Origin of the sequence: Enterobacter cloacae complex sp. I2 (assembly GCF_014896205.1) — a bacterium.
Lineage (GTDB): Bacteria > Pseudomonadota > Gammaproteobacteria > Enterobacterales > Enterobacteriaceae > Enterobacter > Enterobacter quasihormaechei.
Genome location: NZ_JADBRA010000010.1, coordinates 80,305 through 102,784, shown reverse-complemented (window position 1 = coordinate 102,784; position 22,480 = coordinate 80,305). Strand labels below are relative to the sequence as shown.

The 22,480-nt window shown below is 55.4% G+C and carries 20 protein-coding genes and 2 pseudogenes; 5 read left to right on the top strand and 17 right to left on the bottom strand.

The genetic code is table 11. The features are described 5' to 3' along the window. Positions 1-20: 20 nt before the first annotated feature. From amtB to IM300_RS10680, 5 genes are all read right to left on the bottom strand, one after another. Positions 21-1,307 (bottom strand): ammonium transporter AmtB, encoded by a 1,287-nt coding sequence (gene amtB, locus IM300_RS10700; RefSeq protein WP_193036438.1) that lies wholly within the window; start codon positions 1,305-1,307, stop codon positions 21-23. Positions 1,308-1,342: 35 nt separating this feature from the next. Next, positions 1,343-1,681 carry a P-II family nitrogen regulator gene (glnK, locus tag IM300_RS10695; RefSeq protein WP_006809867.1) on the bottom strand — a complete coding sequence of 113 codons (339 nt, stop codon included), beginning with the start codon at positions 1,679-1,681 and terminating at the stop codon, positions 1,343-1,345. A gap of 211 nt (positions 1,682-1,892) precedes the next feature. Continuing rightward, the gene (locus tag IM300_RS10690; RefSeq protein WP_131636083.1) at positions 1,893-3,674 is read right to left on the bottom strand and encodes a SmdB family multidrug efflux ABC transporter permease/ATP-binding protein; all 1,782 of its coding nucleotides are present in this window, start codon (positions 3,672-3,674) and stop codon (positions 1,893-1,895) included. Beyond that, positions 3,667-5,421 carry a SmdA family multidrug ABC transporter permease/ATP-binding protein gene (locus IM300_RS10685; protein WP_193036436.1) on the bottom strand — a complete coding sequence of 585 codons (1,755 nt, stop codon included), beginning with the start codon at positions 5,419-5,421 and terminating at the stop codon, positions 3,667-3,669. Before IM300_RS10685 ends, IM300_RS10690 begins: the two co-directional genes overlap by 8 nt. Before the next feature lie 30 nt (positions 5,422-5,451). After that, complete coding sequence (locus IM300_RS10680) at positions 5,452-5,910, bottom strand: Lrp/AsnC family transcriptional regulator (RefSeq protein WP_022647254.1); 459 nt, start codon at positions 5,908-5,910, stop codon at positions 5,452-5,454. Positions 5,911-6,025: 115 nt separating this feature from the next. Between IM300_RS10680 and IM300_RS10675 the strand changes: the two genes are divergently transcribed. Further along, the gene (locus tag IM300_RS10675; protein ID WP_063869047.1) at positions 6,026-7,072 is read left to right on the top strand and encodes a PLP-dependent cysteine synthase family protein; all 1,047 of its coding nucleotides are present in this window, start codon (positions 6,026-6,028) and stop codon (positions 7,070-7,072) included. Between the two features lie 41 nt (positions 7,073-7,113). Here IM300_RS10675 and cof read toward each other — a convergent pair whose 3' ends face one another. Beyond that, on the bottom strand, positions 7,114-7,932 hold the full coding sequence (cof, locus tag IM300_RS10670; RefSeq protein WP_063451685.1) for an HMP-PP phosphatase: 819 nt from the start codon (positions 7,930-7,932) through the stop codon (positions 7,114-7,116). 101 nt (positions 7,933-8,033) lie between these two features. On the opposite strand from cof, the gene IM300_RS10665 reads away from it, so the two are divergent. Both IM300_RS10665 and queC read left to right on the top strand, forming a co-directional pair. Beyond that, positions 8,034-9,734: an SgrR family transcriptional regulator gene (locus IM300_RS10665; protein ID WP_193036434.1), complete on the top strand. Its 1,701-nt coding sequence runs from the start codon at positions 8,034-8,036 to the stop codon at positions 9,732-9,734. Positions 9,735-9,800: 66 nt separating this feature from the next. After that, complete coding sequence (queC, locus tag IM300_RS10660) at positions 9,801-10,496, top strand: 7-cyano-7-deazaguanine synthase QueC (RefSeq protein WP_193036432.1); 696 nt, start codon at positions 9,801-9,803, stop codon at positions 10,494-10,496. Positions 10,497-10,498: 2 nt separating this feature from the next. On the opposite strand, the gene IM300_RS10655 is transcribed toward queC, so the two are convergent. The 4 genes from IM300_RS10655 to IM300_RS10640 all read right to left on the bottom strand — a co-directional run bounded on the left by IM300_RS10655 (position 10,499) and on the right by IM300_RS10640 (position 12,089). Then, a complete protein-coding gene (locus tag IM300_RS10655; protein WP_193036431.1) occupies positions 10,499-10,828 on the bottom strand; it encodes a DNA-binding protein in 330 nt (109 codons plus the stop codon). Next, positions 10,785-11,165 carry a type II toxin-antitoxin system RelE/ParE family toxin gene (locus IM300_RS10650; RefSeq protein WP_193036429.1) on the bottom strand — a complete coding sequence of 127 codons (381 nt, stop codon included), beginning with the start codon at positions 11,163-11,165 and terminating at the stop codon, positions 10,785-10,787. Before IM300_RS10650 ends, IM300_RS10655 begins: the two co-directional genes overlap by 44 nt. A 47-nt stretch (positions 11,166-11,212) precedes the next feature. Then, positions 11,213-11,611: a YbgC/FadM family acyl-CoA thioesterase gene (locus tag IM300_RS10645; protein WP_193036427.1), complete on the bottom strand. Its 399-nt coding sequence runs from the start codon at positions 11,609-11,611 to the stop codon at positions 11,213-11,215. A 97-nt stretch (positions 11,612-11,708) separates the two neighbouring features. Beyond that, a complete protein-coding gene (locus IM300_RS10640) occupies positions 11,709-12,089 on the bottom strand; it encodes a helix-hairpin-helix domain-containing protein (RefSeq protein WP_193036425.1) in 381 nt (126 codons plus the stop codon). A gap of 70 nt (positions 12,090-12,159) precedes the next feature. On the opposite strand from IM300_RS10640, the pseudogene IM300_RS22815 reads away from it, so the two are divergent. Continuing rightward, positions 12,160-12,351 (top strand): annotated as a pseudogene (locus tag IM300_RS22815) (hypothetical protein); the annotation flags it as partial. Here the strand turns inward: IM300_RS22815 and ppiD are convergent. From ppiD to bolA, 7 genes and pseudogenes are all read right to left on the bottom strand, one after another. Next, positions 12,307-14,106 (bottom strand): annotated as a pseudogene (gene ppiD / locus IM300_RS10635) (peptidylprolyl isomerase); the annotation flags it as partial. The pseudogenes IM300_RS22815 and ppiD overlap by 45 nt on opposite strands. Positions 14,107-14,321: 215 nt before the next feature. Then, complete coding sequence (gene hupB / locus IM300_RS10630; protein WP_002444653.1) at positions 14,322-14,594, bottom strand: nucleoid-associated protein HU-beta; 273 nt, start codon at positions 14,592-14,594, stop codon at positions 14,322-14,324. Between the two features lie 210 nt (positions 14,595-14,804). Continuing rightward, on the bottom strand, positions 14,805-17,159 hold the full coding sequence (gene lon, locus IM300_RS10625; RefSeq protein ID WP_112791905.1) for an endopeptidase La: 2,355 nt from the start codon (positions 17,157-17,159) through the stop codon (positions 14,805-14,807). Positions 17,160-17,343: 184 nt separating this feature from the next. Continuing rightward, complete coding sequence (gene clpX / locus IM300_RS10620; RefSeq protein ID WP_006809879.1) at positions 17,344-18,618, bottom strand: ATP-dependent protease ATP-binding subunit ClpX; 1,275 nt, start codon at positions 18,616-18,618, stop codon at positions 17,344-17,346. A gap of 127 nt (positions 18,619-18,745) precedes the next feature. Further along, positions 18,746-19,369, bottom strand: coding sequence for an ATP-dependent Clp endopeptidase proteolytic subunit ClpP (gene clpP, locus IM300_RS10615; protein WP_063451693.1), 624 nt, complete (start codon positions 19,367-19,369; stop codon positions 18,746-18,748). 260 nt (positions 19,370-19,629) lie between these two features. Next, positions 19,630-20,928, bottom strand: coding sequence for a trigger factor (gene tig / locus IM300_RS10610; RefSeq protein WP_193036423.1), 1,299 nt, complete (start codon positions 20,926-20,928; stop codon positions 19,630-19,632). A 331-nt stretch (positions 20,929-21,259) separates the two neighbouring features. Next, positions 21,260-21,577 carry a transcriptional regulator BolA gene (gene bolA, locus IM300_RS10605; protein WP_003859051.1) on the bottom strand — a complete coding sequence of 106 codons (318 nt, stop codon included), beginning with the start codon at positions 21,575-21,577 and terminating at the stop codon, positions 21,260-21,262. A gap of 303 nt (positions 21,578-21,880) precedes the next feature. Between bolA and IM300_RS10600 the strand changes: the two genes are divergently transcribed. Then, on the top strand, positions 21,881-22,459 hold the full coding sequence (locus IM300_RS10600) for a lipoprotein (protein WP_006809883.1): 579 nt from the start codon (positions 21,881-21,883) through the stop codon (positions 22,457-22,459). The last annotated feature ends 21 nt before the right edge of the window (positions 22,460-22,480 follow it).

Sequence of the window (22,480 nt, the reverse complement as noted above, 5' to 3'; positions counted from 1 at the left end):
CACCCGGCAAAGCACGCAAATCATGCGTTATAAGCATTCTCGCCGTGGCTGTTGACGTCCAGACCTTCGCGCTCCTGCTCTTCCGGCACGCGCAGCCCGACGGTCATATCGGCCAGCTTGTAGCCGATAAAGGCCACCACGCCCGACCAGACAACGGTAATAGCAATGCTTTCCAGCTGAACCAGCACCTGGTGCATCATGGTCACGCCTTCCGCGTAGCCCACGCCGCCGAGAGACTGCGCCGCGAAGATACCCGTCATCACGCAGCCGATGATGCCGCACACGCCGTGCACGCCGAACACGTCGCACGGATCGTCAACGCGCAGAATACGTTTCAGCGCGGTAACGCCCCACAGCCCCGCCAGACCGGCGACGATGCCGATCAGCAGCGCGCCGCCCACGCCCACGTAACCGCACGCTGGCGTGATGCCCACCAGGCCGGCAATCGCCCCTGAACAGGCACCCAGCAGCGATGGCTTGCCGCGAACGGCCCACTCGCCAAATACCCAAGAGAGGATAGCACCGGCGGTTGCCACTACGGTATTCACGAAGGCCAGCGCGGCGATTTCGTTAGCGGCACTGGCTGAACCGGCGTTGAAGCCGAACCAGCCAAAGTAGAGGACGGCTGTGCCGGTAAAGACCATCGGCAGGTTGTGCGGTTTGAACGCTTCTTTCCCGAAGCCCACGCGTTTACCAATCAGGTATGCGCCGACCAGGCCTGCTACCGCGGCGTTGATGTGCACAACGGTACCGCCCGCAAAGTCCAGCGCGCCATGGGAAGCCAGCAGACCGCCGCCCCAGACCATATGCGCAATCGGGATATAGGAGAGCGTCAGCCAGACCACCACAAAAATCAGTACCGCAGAGAAGCGGATACGCTCGGCCAGCGCGCCCACAATCAGCCCTACGGTGATGCAGGCGAACGAGCCCTGGAACGCGACGTGAATATACTGATAGAAGCTGCCCATCACCGCGGTCAGCTCGATATTTTTCAGCATCGCCCAGTTAACGTTGCCGAAGAAGGCGTTACCCTCGCCGAAGGCCAGCGAGTAACCGTAAACCACCCACAGCACGCACACCAGCGCGAACGTGACGGCAACCTGCGTCAGCATGGAGAGCACGTTCTTGCCGCGGATCAGGCCGCCGTAAAACAGCGCGATGCCCGGAATCGTCATGAACAGCACCAGCGCGGTGCAAATCATCATAAACGCGTTATCGGCTTTGTCTGCCACGGCAGGTGCAGCCATTGCCAGGCCCGGCAGCAGCGCCAGCGACCCCAGAGCTGTTTTCATTGTTGTTCTCTTCATTTTCTCGATCCCTATCACTGTGTGCCAGGAGTTACTTACAACGCCGCTTCGTCAGATTCGCCGGTACGGATGCGAATGACGCGCTGTAGTTCAGCAACGAAAATTTTGCCGTCGCCAATTTTGCCGGTGTATGCCGCTTTGCTGACCACATCAATCACCTCATCAAGCTGATCGTCGGCAATCGCCACGTCAATCTTCACTTTTGGCAGGAAGTTAACGCTGTATTCCGCCCCGCGATAAAGCTCGGCATGACCTTTCTGACGCCCAAAGCCTTTCACTTCGGTGACGGTCAGCCCCTGAATACCCATGGAAGACAGCGCTTCGCGCACGTCTTCGAGTTTGAATGGTTTGATTACCACCGTAACCAGCTTCATAAATCCCCTCCAGTCAGAATTCGGTAATGGCCGCAGCTAACACGAAAGGGACATTGCAAAGGGTGTGCCAGAAGTGAAATGTGAGAAGGAAAGCGGCGCGGCGCGCATGCTCAGAGAACGGGTGAAAAAAAACGCACCATGACGGTGCAGGGTGCGTTTCCGTTTTGCACCAACAGGTATGTCTGTTAGCACATTGCCTTGGAATGGTGCATCAGGCGCTGAGTGACTCATCCTCGCGTACGCTGGCGGCCAGCTCGTCGCCTGCCAGCTGCAACTGATACATCTGCCAGTAGCGCCCTTTTGCCTCAAGCAACTCCCTGTGCGTTCCCCGTTCAACGGCCTGACCACGGTGCAGCACCAGAATGGTATCGGCATCGACGATGGTTGAGAGGCGGTGGGCGATCACCACAAGCGTGGTGCGATCCCGCACGGCAGCCAGCGCCTGCTGGATCGCCTGCTCGGTACCGGAGTCGATGCTGGCGGTCGCTTCATCCAGAATCAGCACCTGCGGCGTCTCAATCAGCACGCGCGCCAGCGCCAGCAGTTGCTTTTGCCCGACGGAGAGGTTGTTGCCCTGCTCGCCCAGCCGGGTATAGATCCCCTCGCTTAACCCGCGCGCCAGATCCGCCAGCTGTACCGTCTCCAGCACCTCCCAGACCTGCTCAGGTGTGAACGGTCGCCCCAGCGTCACGTTGGCATAAAAGGTATCGGCCAGCACCACCGGATCCTGCTGCACCATCGCGACGCCCTTGCGCAACGCGTTGTGGCTAAGCGCGGCAAGAGGCCGTCCGTCCAGACGGATCTCCCCCTGCGTCAACGGATAGTAGCCCATCAGCAAACTGGCGAGCGTGCTTTTGCCGCTGCCGGTATGCCCAACCAGGGCGACAAAACCGCGCGACGGCACATCCAGGTTGATATCCTGCAAGACAAGCTGGTCGTCGCGGTAGGCAAACGAGACATGATCGAACGCGATAGATCCACTTTCCAGCGGGCGGTCGTCATCGCCATAGGTTTGACGCGGCCTGTCCATCAGCTCGAACACACGCTCGCCCGCGACCACCGCCTGTTGCAGCATCGACTGCTGCGTGGTGAGTTCAATCAGCGGCTCGTTGAGGCGTCCGAGGTAGCTGATAAACGCGTACAGCACCCCCACCTCAATGGTTCCGCGCGTCGTCAGGCCGAACAGCATCAGCAGCCCGCACAGCACCAGCGCCGAGAAGAGGCTCAGCAGCGGACGTAACAGGAAACCGTCCAGACGTAACGTCTGCATCCGCGCCATATAGTGCGAGCGGCTGGCTTCCCCCATTCGCTCGCCAAAACGCGCCTGCTGGCGAAACTGCTGAATAACGCTCATGCCGTTGATCACTTCGTTGAAGCCATCATTGATATCCGCAAGGTAAGCGCGCACGCGGCGAACAATCGGCGTGCTGTAGCGCTGGTAAATCACCATCACAATCAGCACCGCCGGGAAAATGGTGATTGCCACCAGCGCCATCCGCCAGTCCAGGCTGAACATCGCCACCAGCATCGCGCCAATCAGCGCGGCACTGCGCAGTACCGTTGCGACAACGGTGACGTACAGGTCGCGGATCACTTCGGTGTCGTTAGTGACGCGCGAAATAACCTGTCCGACCGGCTGGGTATCAAACTCGCTCAGCGGCTGGCGCAGCGCGGCATCCATCACATCCGTGCGTAGCTGCTGAACCACGCCCACGGCGGCCCGGTTAAACAGCAGCGACTGGGCATAGTGTAGCCCCGCCGCCGTCAGCTGTAGCCCGACATACGCCACGCCCAGCCCCGCCACCAGCCCCAGCGGCAGATAGCGCTTCGCCACCATGTTATCAATGAAATAGCTGATTAGCAGCGGGCCGGTCACCTCCGCAATCGCGGCGATCCACAGCAACAGCACGGCGATGGAAAGCGGTTTGCGCCACGGTGAGCCATAGGCGAGCAGCCGTTTTAACGTCGGCCACATCTGTCCAAACTTACGCATCGGCCACCTCCTCATCCAGCGCAGCTTCAAGCTGTTGATAGCGGTACATATCCCGATACCAGCCGCTCTGCCCGGCGAGCTGCTCATGCTGACCACGCTGGGAAATATGTCCGTGCTGAAGCACCATAATTTCACTGGCTTCGGTAAGCGCCGACAGACGGTGCGCGCTGATGATGACCGTGCGCCCCTCCCCCCACTGGCGAAGGTTATGCAGAATTTGATGCTCGGTACGCCCGTCAACCGCCGACAGCGCATCATCCAGAATCAGGATCTCAGCGTTCAGCAGCAGCGCGCGGGCGATGGAGATACGCTGCTTTTGTCCACCGGAGAGCATCACGCCCCGCTCCCCCACTTCCGTATCGTAGCCCTGCGGCAGGCGCAAAATATCCTCGTGGACGCTGGCCAGGCGCGCTACGTGCTCGATCTCGTCCTGCGTCGCCGTCGGGCACCCGAGCGCGATATTGCTGGCAATGGTGTCTGAAAACAAAAACGGCGTCTGGCTGACGACCGCCAGGCGGCTGCGCCAGTCATCCAGCAGCAGGCGCGGCAGGGGGACATCGTGGAAACGGATATCGCCTTCGCTCACGTCAAAATGGCGCTGAATGAGTGCCAGGAGGGTACTTTTTCCGGACCCCGTCGGGCCGCAGATGCCCAGCATCTGACCAGGCCGCAGCGTGAAGCTGACGTTTTCAAGCACCGGGTGTTCCGTTTGCGGGTAGATAAAGGCGCGAACGTCAGCCTTCAGGATACCCGGACCTTCCGGTACCGGCTCACTGCCATCGTTCACCACCGGCACTTCCGCCAGCATGGCGCGGATACGGCTGTAGGCGGCGCTCCCGCGCTCAACGATATTAAACATCCAGGCCAGCGCCAGCATCGGCCAGATCATCAGCCCGAGGTACATCGCAAAGCTGGTTAGCTGACCGAGGGTCATCGTGCCTTGCACCACCATCCAGCTGCCGCCGCCAACCGCCAGCAGGTTCGCCATGCCAATCGCAATATAAATTGTCGGATCGAAACGGGCGTCAATCCGCGCCACGCGCATGTTTTTCGCGCCGGTGTCGGCGGCGTCTGCGGCAAACAGCGCGGACTGCCTGTCTTCCAGACCAAACGCTTTGATCATGCGGATGCTGGTCATGCTCTCCTGGGTGCGATCGTTCAGCGACGAGAACGCCGCCTGCGCCAGCTTGAAGCGTTCATGGAGCTGCTCGCCGTAGCGGTTAATCGCCAGCGCCATCAGCGGCATCGGCAGCAGCGCCAGCAAAGTGAGCTCCCAGCTAATTTGCGTAGACATCACAATCAATACCGCACAGCCCATCACCAGGGAATCCACCAGCGTTAATACCCCTTCGCCGGCGGCAAACACCACGCGATCCACGTCGTTAGTGGCGCGGGCGATGAGATCCCCGGTACGGTGACGCAGATAAAACTCAGGGTGCTGGCGGCTCAGCTGGCGGTAAAAATCTTCGCGCAGCTCCACGGCAAGCTGGTAGGACGCGCCGAACAGCAGCACGCGCCAGACATAGCGCAGCAGGTAAACCACCACGGCCGTCAGCACCAGCGTGCCGACCCACATCATCACCCGTGCGGCGGTGTAATGTTGTTCGGTAACACCATCCACGACGTATCCCACCACTTTGGGCGGGAGCAGTTGCAGGATGGCAATGATGATAAGCAGGGCCACCGCGCCGAGGTAGCGTTGCCACTCCCGACGAAAGTACCAGCTTAATTGGGCAAATAATCGCACGCGGTATTTTCCTGAAGGTATTTTATGATGTTATTCAATGGGTAATGCTGTGGTGTATTTAATCTGTTCCATGGCAAAACTGGAGGTGACATCGGACAAGCCCGGTACGCTGTTGACCAGCCGCTTGTAAAAATCATCGTAGCGCTTCATGTCCGCCACCTGAACGCGCATCAGATAGTCGTATTCCCCCGCCATGCGCCAGAAGCCGAGCACCTCGGGCATATCGGAAACCTGCGTGACGAAGCGGCTGTACCATTCACTGCTGTGATGCTGCGTTTTTATCAGGACAAAGGCGGTCAGTCCAAGCCCCAGTTTTTCGGGATCCAGCAGCGCCACGCGTCCCAGCAGAATGCCATCATCTTCAAGCTTCTTGAGGCGCTTCCAGCACGGCGTGGTGGTCAGATTAACGGCATCTGCCAGCGCCTGCAAAGAGAGGGTGCAGTCGCTTTGCAGCAAAGAAAGCAGCTTGCGGTCAATTTTATCTAGCATACCCACCTCGAAGAGAAAATTATTCTCCATACATTCTATTTTAAAGGCCAGATAGCAACAATTTTTTCTGTGCTTTTCGCTATGCTGGGCACAAAATGACAAACGGATAACTACGATGAATAGCACCTGGGTTAAACATGCCATCAGCGAAATAAATGCCGACTATCAGCGCTCGGCAGACACCCACTTAATCCGCCTGCCTCTGCCGGGATTTCCCGGTATTCAGCTCTATCTGAAGGATGAAAGTACCCATCCTACCGGCAGCCTGAAGCATCGCCTGGCGCGTTCACTCTTTTTATACGGTTTATGTAACGGCTGGATTAAAGAAGGCACCACGATTATTGAATCCTCATCCGGCTCTACTGCCGTCTCCGAGGCCTACTTTGCCCGCCTGCTGGGCCTGCCGTTTATCGCCGTGATGCCTTCCTGCACGGCGAAACGCAAAGTCGAACAGATCGAATTTTACGGCGGACGCTGCCACTTTGTGGAAAGCGCCTGCGAAATCTACGCGGCCTCCGAAATGCTGGCCCGCGAACTGAATGGCCACTATATGGACCAGTTCACCTTCGCCGAGCGCGCCACCGACTGGCGCGGCAATAATAATATTGCGGACAGCATTTTCCGCCAGATGACCCACGAGCCGCATCCGGTTCCGTCGTACATTGTGATGAGCGCCGGTACGGGCGGAACCTCCGCCACTATCGGACGCTACATTCGCTGTCAGGGCTACGATACCCAGCTGATGGTGGTCGACCCGCAGAACTCGGTGTTCCTTGATTACTGGCAATCCCGCGATGCCGGCCTGCGTAGCCCCGTGGGTAGCAAAATCGAAGGGATTGGCCGCCCGCGCGTGGAACCGTCGTTCATTCCGGACGTCGTGGATGAGATGCTTCGCGTGCCGGACGCTGCCAGCGTCGCGACGGCGCACTGGCTGGAGACACAGCTTGGCCGTAAGGTCGGGGCCTCAACCGGCACCAATATGTGGGGCGCGCTACAGCTGGCGGCGAGGATGCGTGAAGAAGGCCGTACTGGCTCTGTCGTCACGCTGCTGTGCGACAGCGGTGAGCGCTACCTGGAGACCTATTACAACGCGCAATGGGTACAGGCCAATATTGGCGATGTTGAACCGTGGAAAGCGCAGATTTCTCAGTTGGTGAAATAAAAAAAAGCCAGGCTTAAGCCTGGCTTGCTGGAAGGATCTCGCTATTCGGGGGAATATGGGAGGTTATTTTTGTCCAGCCAATGTGTCAAAAAATGGGACACCGCTTCGTTACGACAGTGTCCGATAACCGGTAAATGAGGGAGCGCGGCGATAAGTTGCGGCATCGCGTTCCCCATGATCAGCCCACGGCCAACGCTGCCCAGCATCTCGTGGTCGTTCATGGCATCGCCAAAGGCCATGCAGTCCTGCATCGTCAGCCCAAGATGGTCGCTCAGCACCGCCAGCGCAGAACCTTTGTTACAGCCCACCGGCAACACTTCAAGACAGTCCACCGCTGAGAAGGTCAAATGTGCCCGGTCGCCCAGCGCCTCGTTAAGCTGAATGCGCAGGCGGCAGAGGTCGTCGTGATCGCCACAGAAGCAGATCTTGGTCACCTTGTGCGCCGGAATACGGCGCAAATCGATAAGCTGATACTTAAAGCCGCTGTAGACGTGCGCGTGCAGCAAGTCCGGGATCTCACGCCCGGTAAACCAGCCTTCATCGTTAAAAACGTGCACGCTGGCCTGGGTATCCCAGGCGCTGTGCAGGACAATATCGGCCACTTCCGGGTTCAGATCCTGACGGTGCAGCACCTCGCCGTCGACGGAGTGAATGCGCGTCCCGTTGCCGGTGATCAGGAACGCATCGAGGGAAAATGTTCCCAGCAGATGGCGCATTTCAAGGACATGACGACCGGTGGCAAACGTCAGGGTGACTTCACGCTCGTGCAGGCGCTTAAGGGCGTTGAGGGTTTTCTCCCCTAAACGGTGATCCGGCATTAACAGCGTGCCGTCCATATCAAATGCAGCGAGCCGAGCCATGATTACTCCTGAAATGTGATGCGGTTAACTTGTGCATCAGTATTACGTGAGATATACGGAAGTAATAGTGAATACATGATAATTATTGTTCCGGGTTTTCCATGCGCCAGCTTAACCGTCTTAACCAGTATCAACGTCTTTGGCAACCCTCCGCCGGCGCGCCGCAGCAGGTGACCATCAGTGAACTTGCCAGCCGCTGCTTTTGCAGCGAGCGCCACGTTCGCACCCTGCTGCGCCAGGCGCAGGAGGCGGGCTGGCTAAGCTGGCACGCCCGGTCCGGACGAGGAAAGCGAGGGGAGTTACTCTTTCACGTCACCCCGGATTCGTTGCGTAATACGATGATGGAAGAGGCGCTGAAAAGCGGGCAGCAGCATAACGCCCTGGAGCTGGCCCAGCTCGCACCTGAAGATTTGCGATCGCTGCTGCATCCGTTTCTGGGCGGGCAGTGGCAGAACGATACGCCAACGCTGCGTATCCCCTACTATCGCTCGCTGGAGCCGCTTCAGCCGGGGTTTTTACCTGGCCGGGCGGAGCAGCATCTTGCGGGACAGGTGTTCTCTGGCTTGACGCGTTTCAACGGTAACAGCAGCGAACCTACGGGCGATCTGGCGCATCACTGGGACGTTTCTGCTGACGGCCTGCGCTGGCATTTCTATATTCGCTCCACCCTGCACTGGCATAACGGCGATAAAATAGAGACGTCGCAGCTCCAGCAAAGCCTGACGGCGCTGTTATCACAACCCGGCATGGGCACACTTTTCCGGAGCGTCCTTCGCATCGAAACCACGCATCCACAGTGCCTGACGTTTATTTTGCATCAGCCTGACTACTGGCTGGCGCACAGGCTGGCGACCTACTGTAGCCGTCTGGCGCATCCCCGTCTCCCCGGGGTTGGCAGCGGCCCCTTCCGTCTGAGCGTTTTTGAGCCCGAGCTGGTGCGTCTGGAAAGCCACGAGCAGTATCACCTCTGCCATCCGTTGCTTAAGGCTATAGAGTACTGGATCACACCGCAGCTTTTTGACTACAGCCTGGGCACCAGCTGCCGCCACCCGGTGCAAATCGCCATTGGTCAGGCCGACGAGCTGGCCAGTCTGCGGCTGGTGAGTAACAGCACCAGCCTGGGCTTCTGCTACCTCACGCTGAAGCAGAGCGCGCGCCTGAGCGAGCTTCAGGCAAAGCGGCTGATTAATATCATTCATCTCTCAACGCTTCTGCACACGCTTCCGCTGAACGAAGGGCTTATCACGCCTACCGGGGAACTGCTTCCCGGCTGGGCGATCCCCCAGTGGCCTGATTTAACCGACGTTGCGCTGCCAGAGGCATTGACGCTGGTCTACCACCTGCCGGTTGAGCTTCACACCATGGCCAGCCAGTTAAAGGCATACCTTGCGCGGCAGGGTTGCGAGTTGACCGTCATCTTTCACGACGCCAAGACGTGGGACGGGTGCCAGCCGCTTGCCGAGGGAGACATGATGATGGGAGACAGACTGATTGGCGAAGCGCCGGCGTACACGCTTGAGCAGTGGCTCCGCTGCGATGCACTCTGGCCGCATCTGCTGAGCGCACCGGCATACGCCCATTTACAGGCCACGCTGGATGCGGTGCAGATGCAGGCCGACGATCGTGACCGACACGCAGGGCTTCAGGCCATATTCAGCCGGTTAATGGAAACTGCCGTCCTGACGCCGCTCTTTAACTATCAGTATCAAATCAGCGCCCCTCCGGGCGTCAACGGGATACGCCTTAACACCCGCGGCTGGTTTGACTTCACCGAAGCCTGGCTCCCTCCCCCAAACGCGTGAAGAAGCTGGTCGCCGCTGTAGCCAGGCGTTAACATGACGCTTTTACCGTAACTGTCGAGATGATCTATGAAACGTGCCGTCGTCGTGTTCAGCGGAGGACAAGATTCCACAACCTGCCTGATTCAGGCGCTTCACCAGTATGATGAAGTTCACTGCGTCACTTTTGATTATGGACAGCGTCATCGCGCTGAAATTGATGTCGCTCGTGAACTGGCCCTGAAACTGGGCGCCCGCGCGCATAAAGTGCTGGACGTGACGCTGTTAAATGAACTGGCCGTCAGCAGCCTCACCCGTGACAGTATTCCGGTCCCTGATTACGAGCCGGACGCCAGCGGCATTCCGAATACCTTCGTGCCGGGCCGCAACATTCTGTTCCTGACCCTGACGGCAATCTATGCCTACCAGGTAAAAGCCGAAGCGGTAATTACCGGCGTGTGTGAGACCGACTTCTCCGGTTACCCGGACTGCCGGGATGAGTTCGTGAAAGCACTCAATCACGCCGTGGATCTGGGAATGGCAAAAGAGACCCGCTTCGAAACGCCGCTGATGTGGCTGGATAAAGCCGAGACCTGGGCGCTGGCCGACTACTGGGGCAAGCTGGATGTGGTTCGCAACGATACCCTGACCTGCTACAACGGCATTAAAGGAGACGGCTGCGGCCAGTGTGCCGCCTGTAATCTGCGCGCAAACGGGCTGAATCATTATCTTGCGGATAAAGCGGGCGTGATGGCCGAAATGCAGAAAAAGACCGGGCTGAAATAGGGCTACCTGACCGTGCTGTCGAACAGTTTTACGCCAGCAGCACGGGTAATTTTCATCAGAGTAGACAGCGTTGGGTTGCCATCTTCGGACAGGGTTCGATATAGCTGCTGACGTGAGAGTCCCGCTTTGGCTGAAATTTCCCCGATACCGCCACGCGCTTCGATGACACGTCTGAGAGCAATCAAATAGGCCGGGATCCCCTGGTCTTCGTAAATTTCATCCAGTGCAATTTGCAGATACAGCTGTGCGTAAGAAGGATTTTCGCGCAGCATCTTTACTACGGCTTCATCATGGCTGACGGTACTCGAGAATTTTCGCTCGCTTTTGCTCATTGGGTTTATCCTTTTGATGATCCTTCCAGTAGTCTATTGCCAGCTTTACATCCGCTTTCTGGCTCTTTTTGTCACCGCCGATCAGCAACAATAAGATTTCCCGATGTTGTACTGCAAAATAGACTCGATAACCGGGACCACAATCAATCTTCAGTTCCCAGAGGCCCTCTCTGAGATAAGGGTAATCACCGAAGTTTCCCTTCTCCGCGCGGTCGATTCGCAGAAGGATCCGAAACGCCAGCTCCGGATCCTTTCGCCTCATCTTTGTTACCCAATCCTCAAACGGTATTTTCCCGTCACGGGTCCGGTAGCGTTCAACAACGTAGTCCCTGTTCATTATTTTATCCCTGAAAATCCTTTTTGTCTTTTATAAAAGACAAAAGTCTACCCGATCATCAGCTCCAGCTTTTCGCGCAATTCCCCTTCCAGTGGCAACGCTTTCTGGGTTTTGAGATCGATGCAGACAAAGGTGATCAGCGCGTCTGCCACCACCTGTCCTTCAGGCTCCAGCGTGACGACCTGGCTCAGCACGCCGCTTTTGCCATTCAGCTGCTGTACCTGACTGGTCACGGTAAGCACATCCCCCAGCACGGCCGGACGACGGTAGTTAATGTTGATGTTGGCGACCACGAACGCGATGTTGTGTGCAGTCAGCCACTGGAAACTTTCGCTATTCTCCAGGCCGTCCCAGCGCGCCTCTTCAAGAAATTCCAGGTAGCGGGCGTTATTGACGTGCTGGTAAACATCGAGGTGATAACCACGGACTTTGATTTGTGTTTGCATAGCGCAATAGCCTTTCGTTGTTATAGGATCAGAGGTCATAACTGGTATGACCTCTTTATCCTGGCAAATTTTTGCCGCAGTGCAAGTGATTACGCGATTACAACGTCAGGTGTGCGAGATTGCGCTCAACCAGCGCGCTGCCCATCCCCGGGACCTGCTTGAGATCGTCAATGGTTTTAAAGGGGCCATACTCTTCGCGATAGCTGACGATGGCCTGCGCTTTTTTGAGCCCCACGCCATTCATCGCCCGGGCCAGATCCTCCGCAGAGGCAGTATTGATACTGACCCGCGTACCCTCGTCCTCGGCCGCTTTGGTGCTGGCCGTCGCGTTGGCTTTAACATGACCTTGCGACGTCGCATCCGCCTGGTTTTGTACAGCCTGCGCTTTAGCGGCGGGGGTTGCAGCCAGCGCTCCCGGACTCATCCCGGAAGTGGCAATCGCCAGGGTAATTAACAGTGCTTTGATTCCAGATTTCATGCTGCTTTCTCCTTGTTTGTTGACAGCCAGGCCACGATAGCCGCACGGAGAAACAGGCACAAACAGCAGATTGCAGAAATGGAAAAGGCCGCGAAAGCGGCCTTTAGTTTTTGCAGAGCGTTACGAAAATCTGCGAGCAGGTACGAAATTATTGCTCCTGGGTAACCACATCACCCAGCTTGATTTTGGCTTCTTTACGCAGGTTGCTCATCATCGCTTCGAAAGCAATCTGCGCATTGTTCTGGGTAATACCCTGAACCATAGCCTTCTTCTGCGCGTCCGGCAGCGTGCCGGCTTTCACTTCATCCAGCGCCAGAAGAACCACATTACCCTGCATATCGGTCGTGGTACCAAAGACAGGTTTGTCCTTCGCCGGCAGGCTCAGACCAAACGCCGCCTGGCTGACAGGATCCTGACCGGTACGGCTCAGCGTTTTGGCTTCGCCAAAGCTCAGGCCAGCCGCCTTCATCGCATCACTCTTACCGGCTTTCAGATCGGCCAGAATTTTCTCTGCATCCAGTTTTGCCTGCTGTGCCGCTTTATTATGTTTCACCAGCGCCACCACCTGATCTTTCACTTCCGCCAGCGGTTTCACCGCCTCGGCTTTGTGCTCGCTGACGCGCAGAACAAACGCACGGTCACCGTCGACGGTAATGATGTCTGAGTTGCTGCCCGGCGTACCGTTCTCACCCACCAGACCCCCATTGAAGATGGCATCAGAAACCGGTTTGAAGTTCAGTTCTTCCGGCAGGTTTTCGTGGCTGAACCAGCCCGTCTCAACCGCTTTAACGCCGGCAGCCTGCTCCGCGCCCGCCAGTGATTCGTTGTCGTTGCTTGCGGCATCGCTCACTTTCTGTTGCAGCGCATAGAAGGCGTCAAGCGCTTTCTCCTGCTTCACTTTCGCAGCGATATCATCCCGCACCTCAGCCAGCGGCTTGGTTTTTGCCGCAGTGATATCGTCAAGGCGCGCCACCAGGAAACCAACGGAGGATTTGATCACGCCAGACAGCTGGCCTTTCTCTTTCAGGCCGGCGTTTTTCAGCTCATCCGGGGTGGTTGCGTCTTCCAGCCAGCCCATATCCCCGCCGTTTTTGGCAGAAATAATGTCGGTGGATTTTGCTTTCGCCACGGTCGCGAAATCTGCGCCTTTGTTCAGCTCGTCCAGCACGGCTTTAGCTTCTGCTTCCGTTTTGGTCTGGATCACGCTGTAGCGGTTACGCTGCGGCTGAGTGAACTGATCCTGATGCTGATCGTAATAAGACTGGATCTCCGCGTCAGTCGCGTTTTCCTGCATCGCCGCCGCGTCCAGCTTGATATAGCTTACGCGGAACTGTTCAGGAGAGATGAAGTTGTTCTTGTTTTGCTCGTAGTAAGCATTAACTTCAGCGTCGCTGACCTGCTGTTTCGCCGCCAGCGCGTTGACATCAATCGTCGCTTCGCGCACCACGCGTTGCTGCGCCACCAGCGCCGCCAGCTCTTCCGTTTCGCCTTTCAGCATGAAATCGGTGCCCACCACAGCGTTGATCAGCTGTTGCGTGGTCAGCTGGTTACGCAGCGCCTGCGCGTACTGGTCAGCCGTCATACCCATCTGGTTAACAATGCTGTTATAGCGCGCGTTGTCGAACTTCCCGTTAGACTGGAAAGCCTGGGTCGAGAAGATGGCTTTTTTGACCTGCTCATCGCTGATGCCCAGACCCAGGCTTTTCGCGTACTGGTCCAGCAGCGCTTCGTCGATAAGGCGGTTCAGCGTCTGCTGACGCAGGTTTTTCATATAGCCTTCGTTGGCTGCGAGTTCAGAGTATTGGTCGCCCAGCTGCTGCTGCATGCGGTTACGTTCACCAGCAAAAGCGTTCTCGAACTGCCCACGGCTAATTTCCTGGCCGTTCACTTTTGCGGCGTAGTTTGCACCACCGCCGATGAGGTAACTACTCACACCGGTCAATATGAACGACACGATAATGATACCGAAAATAATCTTGAGCACGAGACTGTTAGCAGCCGTGCGTAAGCTGTCCATCATGGTGTAACAACACTCCGCTGTAGGTGACTGGTTACCTGACGCTGACGGAAAATCCTGACCGTCGCGCGTAAAGGCGTATTGTGACAAGAAAACAGGGCAATTGTCAGCCCACAACTCGCATAAACTCGCACAAATCAGGCCTGGACAAACAAAAAAGGCACATCAAACGATGCGCCCTTGTACTTTTCAGCTTCCCTGAAGCGGGAAAGCAATCAGTTTACTGCGTCTTTCAGCGCTTTACCTGCACGGAAACCCGGCACTTTAGCGGCAGCAATGGTGATCTCTTTACCGGTCTGAGGGTTGCGGCCAGTACGGGCAGCGCGCTCTTTAACCGCAAAAGTACCGAAACCTACCAGTGCAACGTCGTCCCCAGCTTGCAGAGATTCAGTAACAGAAGCAATTAAAGCATCTAAAGCACGTCCAGCTGCAGCTTTAGAAATATCAGCACCCGCAGCAATTTTGTCAATCAGTTGAGATTTATTCACTGTTCTCTTCCTCTCTTTATAATTTATATCGCACCTGAATCCTTCACAGCGCGACCGCGCAGCAGTTATATCAGTCCTGCTATGACCTTACAACACCCGTTGTTGATGGCTTACCCAATCAGCAATCTAAATTAGCTATACAAAAAAAGGCTGGCAAGTACGAAATGACTTACCAGCCTTGTTTTTATTGACGCTCTTTGCGCGAGGTCACTATTTTGCGGTTACAACCTGCATTCCGGACGGTTCATTTTGCAGTGCGAGAGTCAGAACTTCCTCAATGCGTTTCACCGGATGGATCTGCAAATCAGCAATAACGTTGTCCGGAATCTCTTCCAGATCGCGTTTATTCTCGTAAGGGATCAATACGGTTTTGATCCCACCGCGGTGTGCCGCCAGCAGTTTTTCTTTTAACCCGCCGATTGGCAGAACCTGGCCACGCAGGGTGATTTCACCGGTCATGGCCACATCGGCACGAACCGGGTTACCCGTCAGGCAGGAAACCAGCGCCGTACACATGGCAATACCCGCACTTGGGCCATCTTTCGGCGTTGCCCCTTCCGGAACGTGAACGTGGATGTCGCGTTTTTCGTAGAAATCAGCGTTGATGCCCAATTTCTCTGCGCGCGCGCGCACCACGGTCAGCGCCGCCTGAATGGACTCCTGCATCACTTCACCGAGCGAACCGGTGTAGGTCAGTTTGCCTTTGCCCGGCACGCAGGCGGTTTCGATGGTCAGCAGATCGCCACCCACTTCCGTCCATGCCAGACCGGTCACCTGACCCACGCGGTTTTCGTTGTCCGCGCGACCATAGTCGAAGCGCTGAACGCCGAGGTAAGCATGCAGATTGTCGCCGTTAATCACGATGTGTTTCAGGCTCTTATCCAGCAGCAGCTGTTTCACCGCCTTACGGCACAGCTTGGAGATCTCACGCTCAAGGCTACGCACGCCCGCTTCTCGGGTGTAGTAACGAATGATGCCTACAATGGCGCTGTCCTCAACGGTCAGCTCGTTGGTTTTCAGCGCGTTACGCTCAATCTGCTTCGGCAGCAGGTGCCGCTTAGCAATGTTCAGCTTCTCGTCTTCGGTATAGCCGGACAGACGGATCACTTCCATACGGTCCAGCAGCGGTGCCGGAATGTTCATGGAGTTGGAGGTCGCCACGAACATCACATCGCTCAGATCGTAGTCGACTTCCAGATAGTGATCGCTGAACGCGACGTTCTGCTCTGGATCAAGCACTTCCAGCAGCGCCGACGCCGGATCGCCACGCATGTCCGAAGACATTTTGTCGATCTCATCGAGCAGGAACAGCGGGTTTTTAACGCCCACTTTCGCCATCTTCTGAATCAGCTTGCCCGGCATCGAACCAATATAGGTACGACGGTGGCCGCGGATTTCCGCTTCATCACGCACGCCGCCCAGCGCCATACGGATGTACTTACGTCCTGTCGCTTTGGCGATGGACTGACCCAGAGAGGTTTTACCCACCCCTGGCGGTCCTACCAGGCACAGGATCGGGCCTTTGATTTTGTTCACACGGCTTTGTACCGCGAGATACTCAAGAATGCGGTCTTTCACGCGTTCCAGGCCGTAGTGGTCGGTATCCAGGATCTCCTGGGCCTGACGCAGGTCTTTTTTGACCTTGCTGCGGGCATTCCACGGAACCTGCACCATCCACTCAATGTAGCCGCGTACAACGGTCGCTTCTGCCGACATCGGAGACATCATTTTCAGCTTCTGCAACTCGGCTTCGGCTTTCTCTTTCGCCTCTTTCGGCATTTTCGCCGCGTCGATCTTACGCTTCAGCGCTTCGTTTTCGTCCGGCGCGTCGTCCATCTCGCCGAGCTCTTTCTGAATGGCTTTCATTTGCTCGTTCAGATAGTACTCACGCTGCGATTTTTCCATCTGCTTTTTGACGCGGTTGCGAATGCGCTTCTCAACCTGGAGCAGATCGATTTCAGACTCCATCATCGCCATCAGGTATTCCAGACGTTCGTTAACGTCGGACATTTCCAGCACGGACTGTTTGTCAGCCAGTTTCAGCGGCATGTGTGCAGCGATGGTATCCGCCAGACGTGCAGGATCGTCGATGCTGTTCAGCGACGTCAGCACTTCAGGTGGGATTTTCTTGTTCAGCTTGATATAGCCTTCAAACTGGCTGATCGCGGTGCGTACCAGCACTTCCTGCTCGCGCTCATCCAGTTCCGGTGAATCAAGGTACTCCGCCTTCGCAGAGAAGTGCTCGCCATCATCTGACAGAGTGGTAATACGCGCACGCTGTAAGCCTTCCACCAGCACCTTCACGGTGCCGTCCGGCAGCTTCAGCATTTGCAAAATAGAGGCCACGGTCCCGACGGTGAAAAGATCGTTTACACCCGGCTCATCCGTTGATGCTTCCTTCTGCGCCACCAGCATGATTTTTTTATCATGATCCATGGCGGCTTCGAGGCAACGGATAGATTTTTCCCGCCCTACAAATAAGGGTATGACCATGTGCGGATAAACCACCACATCGCGCAACGGCAATACGGGGATTTCAATGCGTTCAGAACGCTCAGGATTCATAGAGCTCTCTCTTAGTTTAGTGTCCGCCAGGTAAGCTGGTCATGTCACTGTGCTTCACACAACCATTAACATGTAATCCAGTATATGGGGATGTTTCCCATACATTCAACGCCATGAATACGGAAAAAGTAAAGGGGAGATAAAATCCCCCCTTTTTGATTAACTGATTGTATGAGTTGGTGAATTATTCGCCAGATGCCTGCTGCGCTTCCGGTTTGCCGTAAATCAGCAACGGCTTGGTCTGGCCACCAATGACGGACTCGTCGATCACGACTTTTTCGACGTCTTCCATAGAAGGCAGATCGTACATCGTGTCGAGCAACGCGGCTTCTACGATAGAACGCAAACCACGCGCGCCGGTTTTACGCGCCATCGCTTTCTTGGCAATCGCGTCCAGCGCTTCGTCACGGAATTCCAGCTCAACGCCTTCCAGATTGAACAGCGCCTGATACTGCTTGGTCAGCGCGTTTTTCGGCTCTTTCAGAATCTGAATCAGCGCGTCTTCGCTCAGTTCATTCAGGGTCGCCACCACCGGCAGACGGCCGATAAACTCTGGGATCAAACCGAATTTGATCAGGTCTTCCGGTTCCACCTGCGCCAGCAGCTGACCTTCGTTTGGTTTTTCAGACGTGGCTTTCACCGTTGCGCCAAAACCAATGCCGGAGCCGGTTTCAACACGGTGAGAAATCACTTTATCCAGGCCTGCAAACGCACCACCGCAGATAAACAGGATCTTGGAGGTATCTACCTGCAAGAACTCCTGCTGCGGATGCTTACGCCCACCCTGTGGTGGAACAGCCGCAACCGTACCTTCAATCAGCTTCAGGAGCGCCTGCTGCACGCCTTCGCCCGATACGTCACGGGTGATGGACGGGTTGTCTGACTTACGAGAGATTTTGTCGATCTCATCAATATAGACGATCCCGCGCTGGGCTTTCTGCACGTCGTAATCGCACTTCTGTAGCAGCTTCTGGATGATATTTTCAACGTCTTCACCCACATAACCGGCTTCGGTCAGGGTGGTGGCATCCGCCATGGTGAACGGAACATCCAGCAGGCGCGCCAGGGTTTCCGCCAGCAGCGTTTTACCGGAGCCGGTCGGCCCGATCAGCAGAATGTTACTTTTACCCAGTTCCACGCCATTGCTGGTATCGCCGTTACGCAGACGTTTGTAGTGGTTGTATACCGCCACCGCCAGCACTTTTTTCGCCTGCTCCTGACCAATGACATAGTCGTCGAGGTGGTGGCGAATTTCGTGTGGCGTTGGCAACGCGCTGCGCTCACGGTGCGGCGCGACTTCTTTAATCTCTTCGCGAATGATGTCGTTACATAAATCGACGCATTCGTCGCAGATATACACGGACGGCCCGGCAATCAGTTTACGCACTTCATGCTGGCTTTTGCCGCAAAAAGAGCAGTACAGCAGTTTGCCCGAACCATCTTTGCGTTTATCTGTCATGAGTCCAAACCTCTTTTTAAGTTCTATGTGCCGCACATGACGACGCAAATGCCATTCTCAGACGCAAGCTGCTTACTGGCAACGTGCCGCCCTACCTTAGTATAGCGGCACACTCGCGTCGCGGGCATCAATTACGATGGGTCAAAATGGAGTCGACTAAGCCGTACTCAACTGCCTCTGGTGCAGAGAGGAAGCGATCGCGCTCGGTATCGCGCTCGATCTGCTCAAGAGGTTGACCTGTATGCTGCGCCATAAGTTCATTCATGCGCGATTTTACTTTCAGAATTTCTCGGGCGTGGATTTCAATATCCGTCGCCTGACCCTGGTAACCACCCAGCGGCTGGTGAATCATCACGCGGGAATTTGGCAGGCAGAAACGCTTACCTTTCGCCCCTGCGGTTAACAGGAAGGCACCCATGGACGCCGCTTGCCCCATACAGATGGTGCTGACATCCGGCTTGATGAATTGCATGGTGTCATAAATAGACATGCCCGCCGTAATCACACCGCCTGGCGAGTTGATGTACAGGTAAATGTCTTTTTCCGGGTTTTCCGCTTCCAGGAACAGCATCTGCGCCACGATCAGGTTAGCCATATGGTCTTCCACCTGGCCGGTCAGAAAGATAACGCGTTCCTTGAGCAGACGGGAATAGATATCGAAAGAACGCTCACCGCGTGAGGTCTGTTCAATAACCATTGGCACCAGCGCCATATGGGGTGCAAAGTTATCTCGTTCGCCACTGTATGACATTTCCGTCTCCTGGTTCAAAATTGAAAACACCTGCTGTACTGATTGTAACCTTATGGACGGATTATCAGCCAGTCTCAATCATCGTGATTACATACTAATGGGGGTCGCCACGCCCTATTTCAAGCATAACAACGTTTTGTTGTAACGCTAACACTGAAAGGGCGTTTTAGCACCCTTCCAGGACTCAAGCTGCGATAAAAAAAACCCGTCGCCGGAGGGCAACGGGTTTTTTGTTCAAACTTTAAACCGTTGGGGCGAAATTACGCCTGCTGGTTCATCAGTTCGGTGAAAGAGGTCTCTTTTTCGGTCACTTTAGCTTTCGCCAGTACCGCTTCAACAGCCTGCTCTTCCAGTGCGACGTTGCGCATGTTGTCCATCAGCTCTTTGTTCTTACCGTAGAACTCGATCACTTCTGATGGATCTTCGTATGCAGACGCCATCTCTTCGATCAGGCCTTTCACACGCTCTTCGTCAGCTTTCAGCTCGTGGGTACGAATCACTTCACCCAGCAGCAGGCCAACAACAACGCGGCGTTTCGCTTGCTCTTCAAACAGCTCGCGCGGCAGTTCCATCGCTTGCTGCTGGTTGCCACCGAAACGCTGTGCAGCCTGACGGCGCAGAACGTCGATTTCGCTGTCGATCAGGGCAGCAGGAACGTCGATCTCGTTCGCTTTTACCAGACCTTCAATCGCCTGAGATTTCACACGGTTACGTACAGCGCCGTTCAGCTCGCGTTCCATGTTCTTACGCACTTCGGTACGCAGGCCCGCAACAGAACCATCTTCCACGCCGAAACGCTTGATGAATTCTTCAGTCAGTTCTGGCAGTTCGCGCTCTTCCACTTTCTTCAGGTTGATGGCGAACTTCGCTGCTTTACCTTTCAGGTTTTCAGCGTGGTACTCTTCAGGGAAGGTCACGTCGATGGTGAACTCTTCGCCCGCTTTGTGGCCTTTGATACCGTCTTCGAAGCCTGGGATCATACGACCCTGGCCCATCGCCAGTACGAAATCAGACGCTTTACCGCCTTCGAACTCTTCGCCGTCTACAGAACCGGTGAAGTCGATGGTTACGCGGTCTTCAGCGTCAACAGCGCCTTCTTTTTCTTTCCAGTTCGCCTGCTGCTTACGCAGGGTGTCCAGCATGCCGTCAACGTCTTCGTCGGTCACGGAAACGATCGGTTTTTCAACTTCGATAGATTCCAGACCTTTCAGCTCAACTTCAGGGTACACTTCGAACTCTACGGAGTAGGTGAAGTCTTCGCCCTGCTTGTATTCGCCTGGAACGTAGTTCGGCGCGCCGGCTGGATTGATTTTTTCTTTGATGATCGCGTCGATAAAGTTACGGCTCATCAGTTCACCCAGCACATCCTGACGCACGGAAGCGCCATAACGCTGAGCAACAACATTCATTGGTACTTTGCCCTTGCGGAAGCCGTCAATACGTACTTTTTTTGCTACGTTGACCAGCTCGCTTTTCACAGCAGTTTCGATGCTGTCAGCAGCGATAGTAATCGTTACACGGCGGCCAAGGCCTTGAGTGGTTTCAACTGAAACTTGCATCTTGTTACCTCAAAAAAATCACAGTGCTCGGTCAACTCTGAATCTGTCTGTTATACCGGGATGCTCTCTTATGTGCAGATTCACATTCCCTGTCGCCAGAATCATCCCGAAGACATTCATTAAGACGCGGCATTATAGCGGCATCACTTAGGTGAGTCGAGAACGGTTGGCGTATGTAGCTGCGGCTTTTTTCACACTTTAAGGCTATTTTTAGCCTCAAAAACGCACCATCCGCTCAAAACTCAGACAAAACAAAACGGCCCGAAGGCCGTTTTGACGAAATCTGTATGCAACATACTGGAAAAACTCCGGCGGTTGCAAATCCGATTTATCAGGCGATGGTGCCTGCACCGCGACAAGGCGGAGATGCGAATACCGTATCCTGTAGCCCTTCCCACTCCTTAATGGTGTAAGTGTGCAGCGCCAGGGCATGTACGGTTGTGGAGAGTTCTTCCGTCAAGGTGCTGTAGATCAGGCGGTGTCGGTTCAGGAAACGTTCTCCCGTGAAGCGATCGCTGACCAGAACCACTTTGAAGTGGCTTTCAGAACCTGCCGGCACGTTATGACGATAGCTTTCGTCGACAACTTCGAGAAACACAGGGTTGAACGCTGCCCTTAATTTTTCTTCTATCTGTTCACGTATCATCATGAAATCACTCCTCCGACAACGCTAAGATGTCACCCATCCCTTTAAATATTAGCCGCTTTTACCGTTTCCATTACACCTTGACAACAAATATTTAGCTTTCGTCTGATTTTCTCAGTCAAACGAATGAAGTTCACTATGAAGTTCATACGTTTTGTCACTCACAGGCAGAGAAAAGCGGAAAGCTGGTCAGTTTTCGGACAAGGCGATGAATTTACATGCGTTGACCACTTCCACTGGCCGTTGGCGATGTTATGATGGCGGCAATTTTTCTCTATTTGCTTACGATTCGTTGAGAACCCAAAAATGTTAAAAAAAATCTTCTTTCCGTTGGTAGCACTCTTTATGCTCGCCGGCTGCGCGACCCCGCCGACGACGATCGACGTTTCACCAAAAATTACCCTGCCTCAGCAGGACCCAAGTCTGATGGGCGTCACGGTCAGCATTAATGGTGCCGATCAGCGTCAGGATCAGGCGCTGGCGAAAGTGACCCGCGACAACCAGCAGGTCACCCTGACCGCCTCCCGCGATCTGCGCTTCCTGTTGCAGGAAGTGCTGGAGAAACAGATGACCTCCCGTGGCTACATGATTGGCCCGAGCGGCGCGGTTGATCTGCAAATCATCGTGAACAACCTGTACGCTGACGTTTCCCAGGGCAACGTTCGCTACAACATCGCGACGAAAGCCGATATCGCCATCATCGCTACCGCGAAGAACGGCAACAAAATGAATAAAAACTACCGTGCAAGCTATTCTGTTGAAGGCGCATTTCAGGCGTCTAACAAAAATATCGCTGACGCGGTTAACAGCGTGCTGACTGATACCATTGCCGACATGGCACAGGACACCAGCATTCACGATTTCATCAAGCAGAACGCCCGTTAATCCTGCTGACTGACCCGGTGC

Coding starts and splice junctions, on each gene's coding strand:
- bolA (WP_003859051.1), bottom strand. CDS start 21,577: ATGATGATACGTGAACAGATAGAAGAAAAATTAAGGGCAGCGTTCAAC.
- IM300_RS10655 (WP_193036431.1), bottom strand. CDS start 10,828: ATGAGCAAAAGCGAGCGAAAATTCTCGAGTACCGTCAGCCATGATGAA.
- IM300_RS10650 (WP_193036429.1), bottom strand. CDS start 11,165: ATGAACAGGGACTACGTTGTTGAACGCTACCGGACCCGTGACGGGAAA.
- IM300_RS10600 (WP_006809883.1), top strand. CDS start 21,881: ATGTTAAAAAAAATCTTCTTTCCGTTGGTAGCACTCTTTATGCTCGCC.
- IM300_RS10680 (WP_022647254.1), bottom strand. CDS start 5,910: ATGCTAGATAAAATTGACCGCAAGCTGCTTTCTTTGCTGCAAAGCGAC.
- queC (WP_193036432.1), top strand. CDS start 9,801: ATGAAACGTGCCGTCGTCGTGTTCAGCGGAGGACAAGATTCCACAACC.
- IM300_RS10690 (WP_131636083.1), bottom strand. CDS start 3,674: ATGCGTAAGTTTGGACAGATGTGGCCGACGTTAAAACGGCTGCTCGCC.
- amtB (WP_193036438.1), bottom strand. CDS start 1,307: ATGAAGAGAACAACAATGAAAACAGCTCTGGGGTCGCTGGCGCTGCTG.
- IM300_RS10665 (WP_193036434.1), top strand. CDS start 8,034: ATGCGCCAGCTTAACCGTCTTAACCAGTATCAACGTCTTTGGCAACCC.
- tig (WP_193036423.1), bottom strand. CDS start 20,928: ATGCAAGTTTCAGTTGAAACCACTCAAGGCCTTGGCCGCCGTGTAACG.
- cof (WP_063451685.1), bottom strand. CDS start 7,932: ATGGCTCGGCTCGCTGCATTTGATATGGACGGCACGCTGTTAATGCCG.
- clpX (WP_006809879.1), bottom strand. CDS start 18,618: ATGACAGATAAACGCAAAGATGGTTCGGGCAAACTGCTGTACTGCTCT.
- glnK (WP_006809867.1), bottom strand. CDS start 1,681: ATGAAGCTGGTTACGGTGGTAATCAAACCATTCAAACTCGAAGACGTG.
- clpP (WP_063451693.1), bottom strand. CDS start 19,369: ATGTCATACAGTGGCGAACGAGATAACTTTGCACCCCATATGGCGCTG.
- IM300_RS10675 (WP_063869047.1), top strand. CDS start 6,026: ATGAATAGCACCTGGGTTAAACATGCCATCAGCGAAATAAATGCCGAC.
- IM300_RS10645 (WP_193036427.1), bottom strand. CDS start 11,611: ATGCAAACACAAATCAAAGTCCGTGGTTATCACCTCGATGTTTACCAG.
- lon (WP_112791905.1), bottom strand. CDS start 17,159: ATGAATCCTGAGCGTTCTGAACGCATTGAAATCCCCGTATTGCCGTTG.
- IM300_RS10640 (WP_193036425.1), bottom strand. CDS start 12,089: ATGAAATCTGGAATCAAAGCACTGTTAATTACCCTGGCGATTGCCACT.